Below are 16,767 nucleotides of genomic sequence, written 5' to 3' on the forward strand. Positions count from 1 at the left end.
TGCTCTTCACTAAATCGCTTCTTCATGTTCGCCTCCATGTCAAAATTAACATGAAGACTCACTCAGCGGGTGGCTACAATATTCTTAGCAGATCACCCGCTCAGCACGGGGCCAATGAAACCGCCGGGAATAATCGGATTGCGCGCTTTATTTCATCACCTCTTTATCCAATCGGATGGACTATGCAGCCGGACTATGTGCGGCACCGAACAGACACGTTGGCAGTAAGGACTTATAATTATTGTTTTTTTCCGATAGCTGTTCACCTATTCCCAAGGTTGGTTCATAGTCGGCCTGCACTACTTCGAGTGATGGGGCCGTCTGAATTTTTACGTATGGTGAACAAAACAATTAGAGGGGATAAATATGTCTGAATTAGTTGTAGTGGGCTTTGAAAATACCGAGGAAGCCGATCGTGTACTGTTGAGGCTTGCCAAGTTAAAAAAAGAATACCTCCTGGATCTCGAGGATGCGGTTGTCGTCGTTCGTGATGACGAGGGCAAGGTCCATCTCAAGCAAAGCATTAATCTCACCACTGCCGGCGCAACATCTGGTTTTCTTTCCGGCGGCCTGTGGGGCATGCTGGTCGGATTGCTATTCCTTAATCCATTTGCCGGATTTGTACTGGGCGGTGCTATTGGTACCGGGGCGGGAGCGCTTTCAGGTTCTTTATCGGACTATGGCATCAACGATGACTTCATCAAGTCATTGGCCAATACCATCCCGAATAACTCGTCGGCACTTTTTATTCTTGTGCGCAAGGCACAGCCGGAAAAAGTCATGGCTGAACTCGTCGGCGTGACAGGCAAAGTACTGCGTACATCCCTGTCTCCTGATCAGGAGAGAAAGCTTCAGGAAGCACTGGCGGGCTCAACAGCGGCAGCTAAAACATAATCTTTTGAATTTTTAACCGGGAACCGATCCTGGTTCCCCGGCGCGATGAACATGGATATTCATATCTTGCTCGCCTGAGCCTGTTTCGTACAGCCATCCCCCATCTGTGTCGAACATGCCCACAGAAATTAGGTTACGGCCTTTAACCTATCCCATGTGGGAAACCATGTAGACGAAAATGTATCCGTCTGTAATGTGTAAGCGGGGTGATAGTATGTTTTATGCGCAACAACTTCTTCTCCTCTGCTTCGAAATTCTTATCTTTCCCCTTCCAAATCTACAATCAAATTCCCATTTTTAAAATCCCTGATAAAAGTTACATCTTCCTATTTACCTTAATTCTCTCACCTTGATAGATAAATTCGATTTCATAGAAAACTTCCTGACGCTTCTTTAACTGAAGTAACTGGAAAATCATTGAATCAAGAAAATCCCTGATTTCTAATTGTTCTCTGGTTTCGGCAGACGTTTTTTTATCTTTATCGCATCAACAACTTTATCAAAATCAGATTTAAATTCTTGATCTTGAATAATACGAAATTTTTCGTATTCTGATGCAGCATGTTTACGAGCGGATTCTGTCTTTACACTCCCGAAATTTTCCAAAACCTCATAAGCATTAAATTTTAGAAACCCATCAAGTTTTTCTGCCCAGTCTTCCATTCTCATAGGCATCCTCCTTCTTGCGAAATTCTCCGCAAAATCGAGATACATAGTTACGAGCCGGTTTAGATCATCAATTTCTTGTTGGTTAAGGTAATTTTTGCCAGTAGTAATATCAAGTTTAGTAATCTTCCCGCCCTTCTTTCCGTTCTTCCATGACGTCAAGCCCATATGAGGCTTTGTGGAATCAGCTCTAAGCTTTATTAGCTCCGCCGATGTATGTCCATGAATAGCGTAATGAAGTTTATCTTGGACGTGCGCATAAAAATTAATAGTGGTAGGCGCATTTTTATCGTAATCGATGCTGCATTGCGCATATATATCTGTTATTTTTTGATAGAATCGTCTCTCTGATGCCCGGATTTCCCTGATCCGCTCAAGCAGTTCATTGAAATAATCCTTTCCAAACAAGTGATTACCTTGTTTTAAGCGATCATCATCTAGAGCAAAACCTTTTATCAAATATTCCTTAAGGATGCCTGTAGCCCATTTCCGAAATTGGGTAGCTTGGTACGAATTGACCCTGTAACCAACTGATATTATTACATCAAGATTATAAAACTCTATTCTTCTTTCGACCGATCTTCCGCCCTCCATTTGAACTATTGGAAAATTTCCAACAGTTGCGTTTTGATCAAGCTCGCCAGAAGAGAATATTTCCTTTAGGTGATAGTTTATAGTTGAAACATCGACATTAAATATCTCTGCGATGCCCTTTTGAGAAGCCCAGACGGTTTCATTGCCAAGAACTACCTGTACCTTTATCGCGCCATCATCCGATGCATAAAATAAAAATTGGGAACTTACTTGGGTTTGAGTAGGCGATTCTTGCAACGGTGGCAATACATCGCTTACAGTAATATCCGTGTCCACCACATTGTTTTCTTGAGTCTCAACTATCGCAGCTTCTGTTTGGATTAAATCTGAGGCTCGTAAATAAATGTCCCTGTCTTTTGCCAGCGATAGAATCTGGCTGTGCCATTTGGAGGGAATGCTCCCGCGCTTTACCCAGTAGGCTATACCGCTTTGCCTAATTCCGATAAGAGATGCAAGAGCGGTTTGCCCTCCAAACTTATCAACGATGTCTTTTATGTCCATAAAGCCTCTTCTTTTTGATAGATCAAAGAATATTATCAAATTATTTGATAATTATCAAAAATAGACTCGGAACCATTTCTGAGGATTGCAATGCATATTTGAAATCCTCATGTCAATGACTTCCAGAAATAAAAAAGCTGCATAGTGGCGCCCCGGATTCCCAAATGAAAACGCGGTTGATTACTAATGAGGTTGAGCTACACTAAATCCTCCAAAAAGAGGGGGTGATGGTTACATACATGGTTAGGTATGAGCTGTATAAAGGGGGTAAAATTACGCATCACTTATCGCGACCATTAAATCATATGGCACATATTGGAACTGCCTATATTCCACTTGGACTCATTGTAACCACGAAATCTGCTGCTGAGATTCGAGGTCATCTTCAACGATTCATTGACCAAACGATGAATTGCTGGTTGCCGCGCTCACAGGTGAAGCCGCGTAGATCGGGTTAGTGCTGAATGTGTCAACGCCGGTTTAAAACTGACCCACTTTTTCACTTTTTGGCCGGAATAAAACTGACCTACTCGGACATCCAATTTCACTAAGCCTTCACCTTCACCTGACCGGCTTTGCGTTTATCCTTGAGCCGGTAGCTTTCCCCCGAGATCTGCACGATGTGAGCGTGATGCAGCAACCGATCCAGCATGGCCGCCGTCAAGGTCTGGTTGTCGGCGAAGGCCGATGACCATTGCCCAAAGGGCAGATTACTGGTCAAAATAATGCTGCCCCGCTCATAACGTTTAGCCACGACGTTAAAGACTAAACTACCACCTACTGATAGTAGGTGGGTTAGCGCAGCTTTGATGCAGACGACTAAAGTCGTCTGCATCAAGCTAAACGCGCATGAGTCAACACACTTAAAATCAAAATCGCCGTCTAAAGACGGTGGTTTTAACCAAATCTATTGAAATAAATTGGCTTCATCGCACCCGAAGGGCAAATAGCCGATTTCATCGATGATTAATAGTCGCGGACCAATGACTGCGCGATTCAGATACTGTTTTATGTTTGCGCGCAATCGAAAGCTGCAGCATTAGATGATGAATCACGTCTTGATGCTCCCATGACGGCATGGTAGGCCAAGGCTTGCGCCAGATGACTCTTGCCAACTCGGACCCAACGGCACGAACCGCCCTGGGTTTTGAAGAGGCTCCAACATCCAAGAGTATGGAGCCTCTTCAAAACCCAGGGCGGTTCAAACTTATCCTTAATGTCACCTTGAAAATTCATTAATCCAACATGGTCTGCCACTTCTGGCCGATCTAGTCGGAGCTATTATAGGTAAGACCAATGATGTGGCGGTAACTTTGACGGTAACCGTATTTTCTTTAAATAGAATAGTCCAGTATGCATGGGCATTGCAGAACACCATTTAATTCCCGCCGCCTCGACCAAATGCGCATTGAGCACTTCACTATCGGGTTGCTCCTCGCACCGATCATCCCGTACTCGGCATCAAGATGGACACGGTAGTTGTCGCCTTCGTCTACCGATGCCTCTGCTCACGGTATATTTACGGGCCCGGTAGCTAAAGACCCAGATCAAAGCATAGACTTAGCCTGGTCGAGTACCGTGTCGCATACTTTCTTGATTGCCTTGGCCTTCAGGCCAGCCATACTCAGATCAACGCTCTGGCCACTACTGCCCGTCAGGATACCACTCGCGCCGCTGATATAGTCGGGGTTGCTCTGGGCTGGTTGACCCTCGCTACCGGAGAGCTTTCCCATCAACTGATCCTTGACCGAAGACGCCGAAGAGGCGTTTTCACCGCCCAGATAATTATTCTTGACGCAGAATTCGATAACGCCCGCGGCATTGCCGGTACTTCCCGCCGTTATGGATGACAACGACCCCAGTGAAGAGGCTGCGCCGCCGATATTGCTTCCGCCCAAGATGCCTTTCAACTGACCCAAGTCCTGGGCTGCAACGGAACCGGAAAATATCGCTATTGCAATGCTGCCGCCTAACAACAACGGATGACGCTTGGAAATATTCATTCGACTTTCCTCCAGGATGTTTAATAAACTGCTGTGATGAGGCGCGTCACGATGACGGCATGTTCCGCAAGACCGCAATCTGGCGGTACCAGCGGGCAAGAACGACTTCCGGCTCGTGTAGGGAAAAGGTCAAGCCACACTCCACGTCTGCATAGCGCGACAAATGCTTGTGTATGCACTGTATTTGTCCTTCGAAAATGGCGAGCGCAACGCCGGCAGCTTTACTCTCGCCCAGCTTTCGCATTCGCATCCGTATTTCGCACATACCACGGTCAAGCGGCATGGTCAGCGTCGAGCGGCCGTCACGAGCAATATTGGCGGCGGTACCCGAACTCGGGAAGATAATAAACCGGATACGCCCGTCAGGCAGCACGAGTATCTCGCCGGCACTGAGCAAGGCGGCGTGAGGCCACCCGTCCGAATCCACAGTAGAGAGCCGGAGAGCAACATTTTTGGCGACCAGATCTTCCCCATTCAAATAGAGGCAAATTTCATGGGGAATGTCAATCCGGGATATTTCAGTCGGCGGCAGGTAAAGCGGGTTGGCTTCGCTCATGTTGGTTTCGTCCGCACTGATTAGGTCACAATGTGCCACCTAAACCTAGCACAGGCCTAAATCATCGTCAACATAGATCATTGACATAGATATCGGATATTGTAATCTGGCGAAGCATACGCCGAACTCAGCCGCTTTGACAGCCCAGCCATATCAGATATGAAGAGCTCGATTCCGTTTTCCCAGCCGCCAGCCTGCCCGTTCACTCTGGTTAGAGCGGCTGGAGCTGATAAAATGTTCCCAAAGTTCGATCTGACATAACTGCCAATATTTTATTTCGGATAAGTGGAAGTAAGATTTTATTAAAACGATTAGAATCAGACGAATCACGCCTCTCAATTGAATTCGGAGTACCGCATCGCATGGTCGAATCACGCAAACAGAGACTTATCGTGGGCGTTAGCGGCGCTACGGGAATCATTTATGCGATACGGGCCCTCAAGGTGCTTCGCACCATCGGCATCGAAACGCATCTGATCGTCAGCCGTGCCGCCGACCTGACGCGGACGTACGAAACCGATCTCAGCAGAGAAGAACTGGCCGCCATGGCAGACCATGCCTACAACATCAAGGACGTGGCAGCTCCAATCTCATCAGGGTCCTTTCAGACGCTGGGAATGCTTATTGCCCCCGCATCGATGCGGTCGGTCGGCGAAATAGCCACAGGCGTTACATCCTCGCTCCTGACACGCGCTGCCGACGTCGTACTCAAGGAACGCCGTCGATTAGTGCTGATGGTCCGTGAGGCGCCGCTGAACCTGATTCATCTGCGCAACATGACAACTATTGCAGAAGCCGGTGGCATCATTTTCCCCCCCGTGCCCGCATTCTACTCAAGGCCCACAACGCTGGAGCAAATAATCGATCAGTCAGTCGGGCGGGCACTCGACCAGTTCGGCATTCATACTGATATATTCCCGCGATGGGGAGAAGACCTCCGCAACAAGATGACCCGCCACAACGAGTAGCACCCTATAGCCAAGGTCTCCTATCGCCGTTAGACGCATGACTATTCCCCGGCTTTAATTCCCTATCAAGCCTCAATCGAGGTGATCCCTTCCTCCAGCTTCCCCCAGTTGCCCCGTAGTGATAGTCATTGCCTCCCAACAGATGCAAGACTCCATGACAAACCCGGAGGCGATTGATGAGAACTCCAAGGCAGGGGCTGCCCCGTATAGAAAATACGATACAAACTGGAAAATTCTCGATCACGAGGCGGCCATCTACTCATCAACTAGCAGCAAGGCAGAGTCAGTTGGGACTGGGGAGGGTGGGCACCGTTCTAACCCCTTCACTTGACGTACCCCACTGGGTGTTGGCTCTTGCGTTATTTTCCGCGCGGCTCGCGTTCACGCAATTGGGTGTTGCATCAATGCTGCGCGGACTGGTCTTGCATTCACTCAGCTTCGCAGCACGCTCGGCGTCATTTGCTTCATACCAGTCAACGGATCGAACTTCTTCCTGCGGCGCATGAGTCTCGCAGCCCCCCAGCGTCGTTATCAATAGCACCCCCACTGCCATGAAAATAGCCGTCACTGTCTTTTTTGTATTCATGATTTTCGCTCTTTAATATGCTCATTGGCAATTCCGGCCCGCGCTCTCAGAGGATGGGTAAATATAGGTTTTGCTCACTTTCGCAGCAAAAAAACACAGGTACATCCTCAATATACCGGCAGAATGGATGGGGGCTGAAAACCAGGCTTATCGGCATCAACCGATAAGCCTGGTTTTACCCTCCTCCATCCTTTGCCAGAATCAACATCGGACAAGGCCGGGGTAGCAGCGACCGGAGGTCGTTTTCTCTTTCATTTTGAGCATTACACGACTCAAATTGTTGCTCTGTGCGCTAACGAACCTACCGGTGAAGATCCAATTGCGCTGCCGGTTGATATACCCGGTTGGCATACATCCGCGCCACCCACTACGCCATCTCGCCAACCATCGGGCTCCGCAACAAATCGCGACTCTCCATTTCTTTTTGCAAGATATCCATGGCCTGGTTATGGATCATATCCAGCGCGTCATAGCCCCGGTTGCGCAACGATGCCGCCTTGAGCATCCCGCACGCCATCGATTTTCTGAGTTCGCGCAAACCTGATTTTTCCCCGCAGTAGGTGCGGATTATTTGTTCGGTGCCTCTTCGGCTGTGCATTCCCGTGCCAAAATTTGCATTCAGATGGCGCACCAGCAAATCAAAACCGCTTGCTTCCCTGCCGAATTGCACGCTTATGTAAGCCATGTGCAACACGGGCAATACGCGTTCGCACAGCCCGAGTATCAACGCCGCTTGAGCGTGCCGGTCATACGCGGTCAGCTCGCCATTGGCGCCCTCCCCGCCCCCATCGGTTCCACGCATGGCATTCACGGACGAGATTTTTACGATCGGCCTGCTGCAGGTTTCATAAGCCCATCCGAGGGCGTGCTGCGGATCATTAAATTTCATTGTCATATTCCTTCTGGTTGATATAACGCACAATGTTTCCCATGCTTCCGCCCTTTCCCGCAATATTTCGTATGTTGCGACGCAAGAGGGATAGTTTCTTCATATCGGCAGCCGTGGCACGACTGCGCCTGCCTGCGAGCGGCAACCTCTTCGGGATTTCCGTATTCCCAGCGCTCGAGGTGCACGGAGGCGTTGCTTGCCCTGGTCGTTGCCTTGATCGTTGCCCTGGCGATATTCATTTTCTCTCGCCGCTCCGATGTACCGGGTGTTCCTCATGCATCCCGCAGGTTCTGATATTTCGGGTATTTTTCCTTGTATCCATTTGCTTTTATCTTCTCCATGTTTAATTATGACTTCACAAACTTCCGTTGCCCCTTCTCGACACCGTACCGCTCAACCTGCCTTTCTTTCATATCTCGTCTGCCCATTTCGGCTATGCAACACCTCTTCAATAGCCTCTTCCAGATCGCAGCTCATGCGTTTCAAACCCAGCGCCGGCTGGTCCGTTCCTCCGTGCAGCACCTGCTTCGCCAACTGCTCGTTCCCGATCAACAGCAGCCGGTCATTGCGGAAACCCTTCAGGTTGTTATGGGCTGCCGCGATGCCGATTAGCGTAGGCGGGTATTGCGGACGCTCACTGCGGGAACAGAAACCGCGGTAACGGTTCTCGAATTCCTTTGCCACAAACGGCCATTCATCTTCAGCTTTGGTTCCAAGCGCAATCCAGCCGCCCATGTCATGGATCACCCGGTGGATCAGCGCGTCGTCGAACACCACGTCGCAATAAGTTCCTGCTTGCCGCACGACCTGATCGACCTTGGCCCAGGCTCTCAGCGCGGCATCCTGCGTCGAGCCTTGCAACATGCGGATGACGTCAGCCGGCTTGGGCGCGAACTGTCCCGCATCCGGATTCGCCAGATGCCGGTTAAAAGCATCCACAATCGCGGCCAGGTCATACCTCTTGAGCGCCGTCCACCATACATCCAGCGCAAAGGTGGATACGCTTTTGCCATAAAACCCCATCACCCCGGCAATTCCATCGTGAAATTTCTGAAAATCATCAGTTTGCATGCTGGGCATCCCCTGATTGCGGCTCTCCAGCTTCCGCCAACCTCAATTCTGGCGGCAGCCATCCTTTCGTCGCAGCCCTGTTCGATGATTCGAGCAATTCCTGCCTGTTGGGCATCCGCCCCTGATGCAAGACCAGTTTTGCGGCCTCTTCGCGCTGGCGCTTCACCGTGCCTATGACATAAGCAAAATTTTCCTTTCCCTTTGCAATGGCGTTTTTAGCCGCTTGCACAAATTCATCCTCCACCGCACCTGCCTGCAATAACGCAAGCAATGTCGGATGATGAGGATTGCTGCCTTGGACCCCATGCCGGGCCAAAGCCTTGCAACAGGCCCCTGCCGCGCCCGGCGGCACTGAACTTCGGCTTCCGGCTTCAAAGGGTTGGGTGGAATCAATGTCGGAAATAATCGGGGAAGTCACACCAGACACGATGTCGGATACACACACCTGCTCTTCCGGCGAGTAAATAGTTCGTGTAGAACCATAGTCTCTATCTTGATGGGGTTGGTGCTGGCGCTGGTGAGCTTTGCCACCGGGCTCCCCAGCAGGTATTGCGGCGGCTATATCGCCGAAAGCCGTGGATAACCCATCGGGTATGTCCTGGACCTCCCGCCGGGTTTGCTGGAAGGATTCTTTTGGCGGACGGCCGCCTTTTCTGCCGTTGATGCGTGCCGCCTCTATTTTGGGCCGGGCCTTGGCGATCTCGCGGTCGGCACGATGGTTATGGCGCAAGCCATCCATCTCGGAAACAGGAAAAAACTGATCGGCAACTACCTTCACGGCGTGCTGCTCAAGCCGCGTCATTGCCCTGCACACCCTGTAGAGGCTGGGCAATTCCTTGGGCAAGGGCTTTTCTACGCTAAAATAGGTATCGAGCAGCATTGTGTAAGCACCGTGCTCTGCCAAAGATAAGTGTGCGGTGTCCCGCTGATAGTCGCCGCAATATCGTTCGTAATAATTCACGGGATAACTCCATTTATTCGACGGTAACTGAACATGAATCCGGTAATCCGACTGTCGGATCGGATAATGAAACCTTTTTTAATCGGCGGATCTCCAATAAAAGGCATTATTACAAGTTTTACTTGTTCCGTCAAGTTATTCTTGTAAGCGCATTGCAAGAGTTGCTTGTATTATGAATGCATGGATATTGCGAAAATAATTCGGGAGGGGCGTGAAAAGCTTAACTTGAACCAGTCCCAGTTGGCTGATCTGGTAGGTGTATCGCCGCAGGCTGTTCAACAATGGGAAGCAGGCGCAACCCAGCCTCGCGGAAAAAGATTGAACAGGATCGCGGAAATACTCAAGCTGTCGCCAACTGTGACGCATTTCGGAATGCCCTCGGAGACACCGGCTGTGCCTGGAGGGAAAGCACACGGTGAACGCAGGGGCATAAAAACGGGCCTATCCGCCAAAGCCAATGCCGAAAAATCCGGCTCGGATCATGACCCGCTTATCGATCAAGTTATTGAAGCAATGCGGCGCATGTCGAAAGAAGACGCTGCCCGCCTGGTAACAATAAGCAAGGCCCTTGTCGGCGAAGGGTCTGTGGAAAGGGCGGAGGCTATGCTCGACCTGAAGCCGTTGCCTGTTCCCGATCTAGCCGCTCATCCGTCACCTGCTTTTCCTCCGCGTCGGATGTCCCAGGCAGGAACAAAGGGCCGGGGAAAGACGGCAGTCAGATAGAAGGTTGCACGACCGCCATCAGATGGACAGGCGGAAATTCGACAGGCGCCGAAGCTAGCAATCTGTCGGACTTGAAGAATCGCAGAGAAAAAATGACTGGTTGAGGGCGGATTTTGAAGGCCAATAGTTATTCTATTGACCGAAAAGCAGCGAAACATGAACAGGCCAGACGCTTTTACAGCCGATCTCCTTTAAGTCCGGCAGGCTGCTGGTAAGCGGCCCCGAAGAGAAGCCAGAGAATGATTGACAACGATAGTGCGACCCACCCAACCAAGACCTTAACAATATGAAACCTTCCAGCGGTATTCCCTACGACAGCATAGATATGCTGTTCGCTTTTCATGTTTCCGAAAAGGCCCGCGCGAAGCGAGAGCAATATATTATGCAATTCCCTCAACAATTGCGTGAAGCGGAAAAGCGTAGCTATACGCTCGAGCAAGCGGTAAAGGAAATTCTTGCGGATGTGGCCGAAGTCGCCGTGCTCATCAAGGAATTGGAGAGTTAGCATGTCTCGGACCCGCTGCTCGCGGTAACGATTTTTAAAAATAATTATTTGTATCCTTCGGAGCCCACTATGAAATCCGCTATTGTCGCCCTGCTCAGCATATTGATTCTTTCTTCATGCGCCTCCGGGCCGAAAATGAACCGCCTGCATGAAGGCATGACAAAATCAGAGGTCCTGGGCGCTATCGGCAGCCCCGATGGCTACCAGCAAAGCGGTGAGTATGAGGTACTGCTTTACGTTGACCGGAACACTACTCCCTGGACTTTTTTTGGTGGCTATTATCGGGATGTCTCCGATTACTCGGTTATTTTAAAAGACGATCAAGTGGTAGAGTATGGCCCGGGACGGACACATCAACGTGACTCCGAGGTGTCGCCTTTCGTAAGAATACCAAGCCGATAAAAATTGCCGTCGCTAAGGCAAATCCGCAATCCCTCAGTTCAAAACTTGTAGTGCGGGCACACGCGCTACAAGTTCCCCTTGACAATTACAAGATTAACTTGTAATATGCTCTCCGTGCTGCAACACCTCGGTTTGTTTGGTCCAGGTGTTTGCAGCATCCGCGAAACAGACGTGTAGCCTGATCCGGCATAGCCTCGATCCAGTAAGTCCCCAGTGGCGTGGAAAGACAAGCGGTCGCGAGAAGGAAACGCACAAAGAAATCTCCAGGCTGTGCCTGGCGCGGAACTGAGCCCGATTTGAAAGGGCAAACAAGGCAAACTCGAGGGAAAGGCGCGATGATGGAAAACGGGGCCGGGCGTTGGATGAACTGGATGGAAACATGGACCGAACACCGCCCGGCTCCCCTTGATCTATCAGATAGCGAGATACTGGACTGGTTAAGCGAATACTGCGACCAGGCAATTTATAGCCGCCCCACCCCGCAATATGGCGGCAGCTTCACCTTATATTGCGATCAGATCAAGACAAACGGCCCAACCCTGCGCGAAGCGGTTTGCCTCGCGGCGGCGAAGTGGAATGAGGTTAATGAATAAACAGGCTTCATCCTGAAAGGGCGAGACACCATTCTTTCAAATCGTGCATGAAATGGCGGTACTTGGGGTTTAGGGCGCAATGGAACGTAAAACCCGATTAAGCATCTGCGTCGTTGGGGTTGCGCAATGGCCGCAGCTCGCCTCGAGTAACCGCCTCGGGCACTGCGAAAGAGTAGCGTCCCAACAGATTTATATGTCGCTCATGAACGAATGGCGACAACCGCGCGACATCCTCATCTCGTACCGGGTAGCCTTCCTGCCTTAGCTGCGTGAGCACCGCGTCGATGTAGATCGTATTCCGCAACACGATGATGTTGACCACCAGACCAAGGGCGCCCAGTTGATCCTCCTGCCCTTCCCGGTAGCGTTGACGTAGCTCACCACGCTTACCGTAGAGCTTAGGTGCCTGGCAACATAAGTTGGACTATCCCCGACCTAGTGTTTCATCGCCAGCAGCCGGGAACATTCTGCCAGATTTAGAATTTCAGTTTGGGGAGGAAAATCCAAAAACCCTGCTATATTTAAATAGCAAACTGTTTCTTTATCTTTATATGCTGTAGACGCTTTGATACCTTCTCCTAGACTATAAGTCAGCAGCAAATTTAACCAGGTAGCAGCGTTGAATTTTGCCCGACCAGAAAACGTATAAAAAGTTCTTGCACCAGCATGTTGCGTGAAAAGTTCGATGGTCAACTGGTCAAAATTCCGCGGTGATTGACATTGGCGATTATATGACTACGATTCTACATCTCTCGGACCTACATGTCGGGATTCACTTCGATCCCACAAAATCCACAAAATGGCGCTTCCTTGAGCAGGAAGTCGAGAAGACAATAAAACCGGATCTAATTATTGTAACGGGAGATTTGGTCAATAGCCCCTGGCCTTGGACATTGAACAAAGCCAGAAAGATGCTGGAGGAACTTCGCAACAAAGCAGGGGATAAATGCCAACTGGTAGTAGTCCCTGGCAATCACGATACCCGCTGGCAAGGCATGCTCGCCGTCTCCCAAATAATGGTTTTTGGCGGCGTATTCATCGGTCTCGCGTTTATGATTGCATATTGGGAAGAACAGCCGTGGCGGCACATTGTATACCTTGCCTATCATTCGAATTGGCGAGCCTTTTGGAAGATCATCGGAGGAGGCGAGGTCCTTGTAGGAGGACTATTCTTCGTTGGCGCAATCCTGATTCTTCTTCGATTCTTTCTCACGACTCGGCTCGAAAAGTACTTGAAGCCACTGCTGATCACGAGTCCCACGTATTTTCATGATCTTAAAATTGGTGTCCTGCCATTCGATTCCGCGAGTAAAGGGATCGGTTGGGCGCGGGGATACGTCGATGATAAGGGATTTTTGGCGCGTCAATCTAGCTCAGACACCAACCCCAGTGACGATCTATTCTGGATCGCCGCGGTCCACCATCATCCTTTGCCGCTTCCGTATGATAGTAAGGACGAGCGCATGATGATCCTCAATAATGCTGGCGCGTTTCTGAGTGAGTTGCGCAAGCGTCGAGTGCGACTAGTTCTACATGGACATAAACATCATCCTCATTTTACTAGGATGGCGGTCGACCCAGCACGCGACCAAAGCTTCGAGTTAGCAGTGTTGTCCGCTGGCACTCCGACGGAAGAAAAGGGCCAAGGGAACTCAAAGCATGGGTTTAACGTCATCCGTATTAGCGATGGCGATATCGTAACCATTACGCAATACGAGGCTGGGTTAGAAGAGCCTACTTTTGAAAAAAAACCCGAGTTTACGATGGAACCACCGGAATTAAGGGGCTGGGCGGAGCATGTTCGCGCAGCGGCCAAACATCACTGCACTGCGGATTCATTGGTTGCGAGGGGGACGATCAACAGTGACGGTGATGTTTTCTTCCGGCGAGTGTATTACGGCGTTCGTGTTAATAACAACGCTGTGATCGCCGAAATCAAGGATGACATCATGGCGGAGACGCGCGGTCACGTCGAGGGGCTTGAGGCAGGCTGTTTATCGAGAAACTTTACGGCTTTAACACTTAAGATCGGAGCGCAACGAACGGTTGGCAGAATGACCGGGAAAATTCGATTTGCGGACGAAAATGAACAGGGCGGGTTACGAAGCGGGGATGGCTCAATTGACTTCTATACGCAGTTCTATGCCAACAATGGTATCGCGCTGTGGGACGATGAACTGCGACACATGTATCCGACTGAAAAAGAGCGTGCGACCGAGTGGGTAACGTTTACCGTTTTAGATGGATTGCCGGTACGAGAGGCTTACTTCATAGTTGAGTTTTCTGCGGGTTATCCCCGCCCTACGAGCGTTCAACTTTTAGTTAAGTATCTTGATACTTGGAGTCCGCTCGGTAGTCACTCAGTAACTGTACTCGACGGCGTTGACCGGGGGACGGAATTGATAGTTGCTATGCCATACCCGTTGCCTAAGCATGAGTATCAAATCAAGTGGTGCGTCTCGAAACGCGAAGGAGGCGGAGCCTCTGACCAAGAGCAAGCACAAGCAAAGGCCGAGGAGCTCGCGCACTGGCTTGTAGAACAATTAAGAGATGCTGCATTATCGAAGCTTAGCGGATTACTAGGCGCGATTGAGCGTCTTGCAAAGAAATATTTTGGCAATGAAGACCTTTTGGTACCTCAGTACAACGTCACTTTGTATGGCTACGACGAGCAGACACAAAAGCTTCGTTGGAGTGCTAGCCTACAAGGGACCTCAGATCCGTATAAGGGCTGGGAATTTAGTTATGGCAACGGCTTGCCGGGGCGCGCGCTCAGAACGGCACTAGTGACCGTATTTCGCAAGCAAGCGCTCAAAAATAGCAATAGCAAACAGTGGCTGTATCTTCGCGGCGACGGCGAAGTAATTGATAACATCAAGAAAATAAATGAACTTGTTTTGATTGCCGTGCCATTGGTGGCGACGATGCAGGTTGCTGAGAATTCTTTGTTTAGTAAAACCGGAAGACTGCCAGGACCAGCGTACGGAGTGCTACAGATCGCTACGAGCAAAAGCTTAGCGTGGTTGAATACTAAGGATGATGTGAATCTTTTAGCTTTTGCTGCGATCGCGAACGAAAAAATTTTGTCTCAGTTGGAGGATATTATGGTGTATGATTTAAAAAATAGAGGAGAAATTCATGATCAAAGTTAGTGATGCGGTTTTTCATCCAGATGCATCCGCTGTCTCTGGAAGAGATCTCTCGGAGCGGGTTGCACAGATGCGACAATCGCTTTGTCAGATTCAGGAATCCAGCAACCTCAAGTGTGAGAGCACTTCTGACAACTTAGGGGGTCAATTTGCCTCCCCGCTCGCCGCTCGGATACCAACTGATCGGTCTTATTAAGAGGTAGCTGATCCCGCTCGGTGTAATCAGTGAAGCTTGCCGGATTGATCGCCAATTATTCAGCGAGGAAGGTGAGCGGCGGCCCGGAGGCATTGCAAAGCGATTAGTCAGTTCTGGACAGAAGACCGCAGCGGATGCTGCCAGACTATTCAACGTTCATCCCGCTACCGTGTCGCGTCTCCTGCAGGGTGCCAAGGTGCCTTAACCGGGTTTTACGTTCCATTGCGCCCTAAACCCCTACTTCCGCAGCCCTTTTATTCCCTATAGCTGATTTGAGACAGAAAACCTTTGTCTGGCGGGGCGATCACTTCCGGCTCCCTTGAAGCAACCATGGGGGGTGGAGGCGTTCCGAACCGCTTCCTGCGGGCCGCGCGCTCTACCACTGTGATGAATACGTAATCCGGCTTGAAGGTTTCCACCAAACGGGCAAACAACTCAGGGTGCGCCTCGTCATAATGCAGTTGCAGTGTTTCGGTGAAAGTGGCAGCCATAAAAGGTGACATCGCCGTCCCGAAAGAATCGCGTAACCATAACACTCTCTTCTCATTCAAGGCGTGTTTCGATTTAACGAGTAATGGACGCCGCGCGGTATGAATTTGAGGATTGCCCCCGGATCGCTTGAGGCTGCCCGTATCGAAATCATACTGCTCGGTTTCGATAGGGCGATCACTGATAATCCTGATGACCACCTCCGTATCTCGCAACGTTTCCTTCAACCTCAGGAATTTCGCCAAATCTCCTCCTTGGCGCTCATTCACCATGAAACGACGTATCGGTTGCTCGGTAAGCCGCCGCAACCCTTCCTCGGCGCGAGCAATTTCCGTTTCGAAAGCACTAAAAGCCACCCAGGCGCCAAGGCTGTTCCAATGCGTGTCTGTTTTGTAGTAAAGCGATTCGGGAAATTGGGACTTTGCCGCTCGCAAGGCCATTCTGGTGTCGACATAGAGCCCCTGGCTGACATTGGCCAGTAACATATCCGTTGCAGAGTGGGCGGCAGGCTGCGCCCAGTCCGGCAGGAACTCGGGATAGATCGTTCCCTTGTCGGGGCCCAGCATGACCCGAAACATGCTGACGCCTTTTTGATTCAGCCACTGGCTCCAGGATTCGGTCGCACTCCCGATTACCCCGGCAATTTGCGCGTCCTTGGCCGTTGTCCCGTGACGTCCCTGAGCGACGGTTTTGTTGTACGGCTCACCGAGATAAAGCCAGTCTTCTTTTCCGATGAACACCTGGCTCGGGTTAGTGGAAATCCCGTGAGGATAGGAAAAACGGCTCAGTAAAGCCAAGGCGAAATCGAAATTGTAGAGCACGGATTCGCTCCACCATTCCCGCCCTTCATTCTTCTGTCCGTTCAGCATGCTCAGGTTGATCACGGGCACGACCGCCAATGCAAGCAATGCGACGCAAACGAACATTAAAACTCTTTTTTTCATGTGAGCGTCGCTTATCCCGGATGTTTCATAAATTCGCGTAATGATTGCGCAGGATTTTGTTTTGTAGGGAGATTTTG

Annotated in this window: 17 protein-coding genes and 2 pseudogenes; 7 read left to right on the forward strand and 12 right to left on the reverse strand. The window is 50.2% G+C overall.

Annotation, left to right across the window (positions count from 1 at the left end; genetic code table 11):
- The first annotated feature begins 366 nt into the window (after positions 1-366).
- A complete protein-coding gene (locus tag BLP78_RS14125; protein WP_090460245.1) occupies positions 367-894 on the forward strand; it encodes a DUF1269 domain-containing protein in 528 nt (175 codons plus the stop codon).
- 441 nt (positions 895-1,335) lie between these two features.
- On the opposite strand, the gene rhuM is transcribed toward BLP78_RS14125, so the two are convergent.
- The 5 genes and pseudogenes from rhuM to BLP78_RS14150 all read right to left on the reverse strand — a co-directional run bounded on the left by rhuM (position 1,336) and on the right by BLP78_RS14150 (position 5,214).
- Positions 1,336-2,655 (reverse strand): RhuM family protein, encoded by a 1,320-nt coding sequence (gene rhuM / locus BLP78_RS14130; RefSeq protein ID WP_090460247.1) that lies wholly within the window; start codon positions 2,653-2,655, stop codon positions 1,336-1,338.
- A gap of 547 nt (positions 2,656-3,202) precedes the next feature.
- Entirely contained in the window at positions 3,203-3,490 is a 288-nt protein-coding gene (locus tag BLP78_RS14135) for an ATP-binding protein (RefSeq protein WP_305367066.1), read from the reverse strand.
- Positions 3,491-3,568: 78 nt separating this feature from the next.
- Positions 3,569-3,652 (reverse strand): annotated as a pseudogene (locus tag BLP78_RS15840) (AAA family ATPase); the annotation flags it as partial.
- Positions 3,653-4,202: 550 nt separating this feature from the next.
- Entirely contained in the window at positions 4,203-4,658 is a 456-nt protein-coding gene (locus tag BLP78_RS14145) for a YjjA family protein (protein ID WP_090460249.1), read from the reverse strand.
- Positions 4,659-4,704: 46 nt separating this feature from the next.
- Entirely contained in the window at positions 4,705-5,214 is a 510-nt protein-coding gene (locus BLP78_RS14150) for a pyridoxamine 5'-phosphate oxidase family protein (RefSeq protein ID WP_090460251.1), read from the reverse strand.
- Positions 5,215-5,576: 362 nt separating this feature from the next.
- Here BLP78_RS14150 and BLP78_RS14155 point away from each other — a divergent pair, with 362 nt between their 5' ends.
- On the forward strand, positions 5,577-6,182 hold the full coding sequence (locus BLP78_RS14155) for a UbiX family flavin prenyltransferase (protein WP_090460253.1): 606 nt from the start codon (positions 5,577-5,579) through the stop codon (positions 6,180-6,182).
- 283 nt (positions 6,183-6,465) lie between these two features.
- Here the strand turns inward: BLP78_RS14155 and BLP78_RS15670 are convergent, their stop codons facing one another.
- The 4 genes from BLP78_RS15670 to BLP78_RS14175 all read right to left on the reverse strand — a co-directional run bounded on the left by BLP78_RS15670 (position 6,466) and on the right by BLP78_RS14175 (position 9,689).
- Positions 6,466-6,768, reverse strand: coding sequence for an EexN family lipoprotein (locus tag BLP78_RS15670; protein ID WP_176752876.1), 303 nt, complete (start codon positions 6,766-6,768; stop codon positions 6,466-6,468).
- Between the two features lie 367 nt (positions 6,769-7,135).
- A complete protein-coding gene (locus BLP78_RS14165; protein WP_090460255.1) occupies positions 7,136-7,657 on the reverse strand; it encodes a hypothetical protein in 522 nt (173 codons plus the stop codon).
- Positions 7,658-8,050: 393 nt separating this feature from the next.
- Positions 8,051-8,728 (reverse strand): DUF6475 domain-containing protein, encoded by a 678-nt coding sequence (locus tag BLP78_RS14170; protein ID WP_090460301.1) that lies wholly within the window; start codon positions 8,726-8,728, stop codon positions 8,051-8,053.
- Positions 8,718-9,689 carry a YdaU family protein gene (locus tag BLP78_RS14175; RefSeq protein ID WP_176752877.1) on the reverse strand — a complete coding sequence of 324 codons (972 nt, stop codon included), beginning with the start codon at positions 9,687-9,689 and terminating at the stop codon, positions 8,718-8,720. Before BLP78_RS14175 ends, BLP78_RS14170 begins: the two co-directional genes overlap by 11 nt.
- A gap of 180 nt (positions 9,690-9,869) precedes the next feature.
- Here BLP78_RS14175 and BLP78_RS14180 point away from each other — a divergent pair, with 180 nt between their 5' ends.
- From BLP78_RS14180 to BLP78_RS14195, 4 genes are all read left to right on the forward strand, one after another.
- Positions 9,870-10,412, forward strand: a complete 543-nt coding sequence (locus BLP78_RS14180; protein ID WP_176752878.1) for a helix-turn-helix domain-containing protein — start codon at positions 9,870-9,872, stop codon at positions 10,410-10,412.
- A 286-nt stretch (positions 10,413-10,698) separates the two neighbouring features.
- On the forward strand, positions 10,699-10,917 hold the full coding sequence (locus BLP78_RS14185) for a hypothetical protein (protein WP_090460262.1): 219 nt from the start codon (positions 10,699-10,701) through the stop codon (positions 10,915-10,917).
- A 69-nt stretch (positions 10,918-10,986) separates the two neighbouring features.
- Complete coding sequence (locus BLP78_RS14190) at positions 10,987-11,319, forward strand: hypothetical protein (RefSeq protein ID WP_090460264.1); 333 nt, start codon at positions 10,987-10,989, stop codon at positions 11,317-11,319.
- A 371-nt stretch (positions 11,320-11,690) separates the two neighbouring features.
- On the forward strand, positions 11,691-11,912 hold the full coding sequence (locus BLP78_RS14195) for a hypothetical protein (protein WP_256330304.1): 222 nt from the start codon (positions 11,691-11,693) through the stop codon (positions 11,910-11,912).
- A 97-nt stretch (positions 11,913-12,009) separates the two neighbouring features.
- Here BLP78_RS14195 and BLP78_RS14200 read toward each other — a convergent pair.
- A pseudogene (locus tag BLP78_RS14200) lies at positions 12,010-12,306 on the reverse strand (Tn3 family transposase); the annotation flags it as partial.
- A 41-nt stretch (positions 12,307-12,347) separates the two neighbouring features.
- Positions 12,348-12,605: a hypothetical protein gene (locus BLP78_RS14205; RefSeq protein WP_090460268.1), complete on the reverse strand. Its 258-nt coding sequence runs from the start codon at positions 12,603-12,605 to the stop codon at positions 12,348-12,350.
- A gap of 38 nt (positions 12,606-12,643) precedes the next feature.
- On the opposite strand from BLP78_RS14205, the gene BLP78_RS14210 reads away from it, so the two are divergent.
- The gene (locus BLP78_RS14210) at positions 12,644-15,064 is read left to right on the forward strand and encodes a metallophosphoesterase family protein (protein ID WP_090460270.1); all 2,421 of its coding nucleotides are present in this window, start codon (positions 12,644-12,646) and stop codon (positions 15,062-15,064) included.
- A 447-nt stretch (positions 15,065-15,511) separates the two neighbouring features.
- Here the strand turns inward: BLP78_RS14210 and BLP78_RS14215 are convergent, their stop codons facing one another.
- Complete coding sequence (locus tag BLP78_RS14215) at positions 15,512-16,690, reverse strand: alginate O-acetyltransferase AlgX-related protein (protein WP_090460272.1); 1,179 nt, start codon at positions 16,688-16,690, stop codon at positions 15,512-15,514.
- Positions 16,691-16,767: the final 77 nt, after the last annotated feature.

This window comes from Nitrosospira sp. Nsp1 (assembly GCF_900100985.1).
In the GTDB taxonomy this organism is placed as follows: Bacteria; Pseudomonadota; Gammaproteobacteria; order Burkholderiales; family Nitrosomonadaceae; genus Nitrosospira.

Bases quoted from the DNA above. Each gene is read 5' to 3' on its own strand.
- BLP78_RS14125 (WP_090460245.1), top strand. From the start codon at position 367: ATGTCTGAATTAGTTGTAGTGGGCTTTGAAAATACCGAGGAAGCCGAT.
- rhuM (WP_090460247.1), bottom strand. From the start codon at position 2,655: ATGGACATAAAAGACATCGTTGATAAGTTTGGAGGGCAAACCGCTCTT.
- BLP78_RS14135 (WP_305367066.1), bottom strand. From the start codon at position 3,490: ATGCAGACGACTTTAGTCGTCTGCATCAAAGCTGCGCTAACCCACCTA.
- BLP78_RS14145 (WP_090460249.1), bottom strand. From the start codon at position 4,658: ATGAATATTTCCAAGCGTCATCCGTTGTTGTTAGGCGGCAGCATTGCA.
- BLP78_RS14150 (WP_090460251.1), bottom strand. From the start codon at position 5,214: ATGAGCGAAGCCAACCCGCTTTACCTGCCGCCGACTGAAATATCCCGG.
- BLP78_RS14155 (WP_090460253.1), top strand. From the start codon at position 5,577: ATGGTCGAATCACGCAAACAGAGACTTATCGTGGGCGTTAGCGGCGCT.
- BLP78_RS15670 (WP_176752876.1), bottom strand. From the start codon at position 6,768: ATGAATACAAAAAAGACAGTGACGGCTATTTTCATGGCAGTGGGGGTG.
- BLP78_RS14165 (WP_090460255.1), bottom strand. From the start codon at position 7,657: ATGAAATTTAATGATCCGCAGCACGCCCTCGGATGGGCTTATGAAACC.
- BLP78_RS14170 (WP_090460301.1), bottom strand. From the start codon at position 8,728: ATGCAAACTGATGATTTTCAGAAATTTCACGATGGAATTGCCGGGGTG.
- BLP78_RS14180 (WP_176752878.1), top strand. From the start codon at position 9,870: ATGGATATTGCGAAAATAATTCGGGAGGGGCGTGAAAAGCTTAACTTG.
- BLP78_RS14185 (WP_090460262.1), top strand. From the start codon at position 10,699: ATGAAACCTTCCAGCGGTATTCCCTACGACAGCATAGATATGCTGTTC.
- BLP78_RS14190 (WP_090460264.1), top strand. From the start codon at position 10,987: ATGAAATCCGCTATTGTCGCCCTGCTCAGCATATTGATTCTTTCTTCA.
- BLP78_RS14195 (WP_256330304.1), top strand. From the start codon at position 11,691: ATGGAAACATGGACCGAACACCGCCCGGCTCCCCTTGATCTATCAGAT.
- BLP78_RS14210 (WP_090460270.1), top strand. From the start codon at position 12,644: ATGACTACGATTCTACATCTCTCGGACCTACATGTCGGGATTCACTTC.
- BLP78_RS14215 (WP_090460272.1), bottom strand. From the start codon at position 16,690: ATGAAAAAAAGAGTTTTAATGTTCGTTTGCGTCGCATTGCTTGCATTG.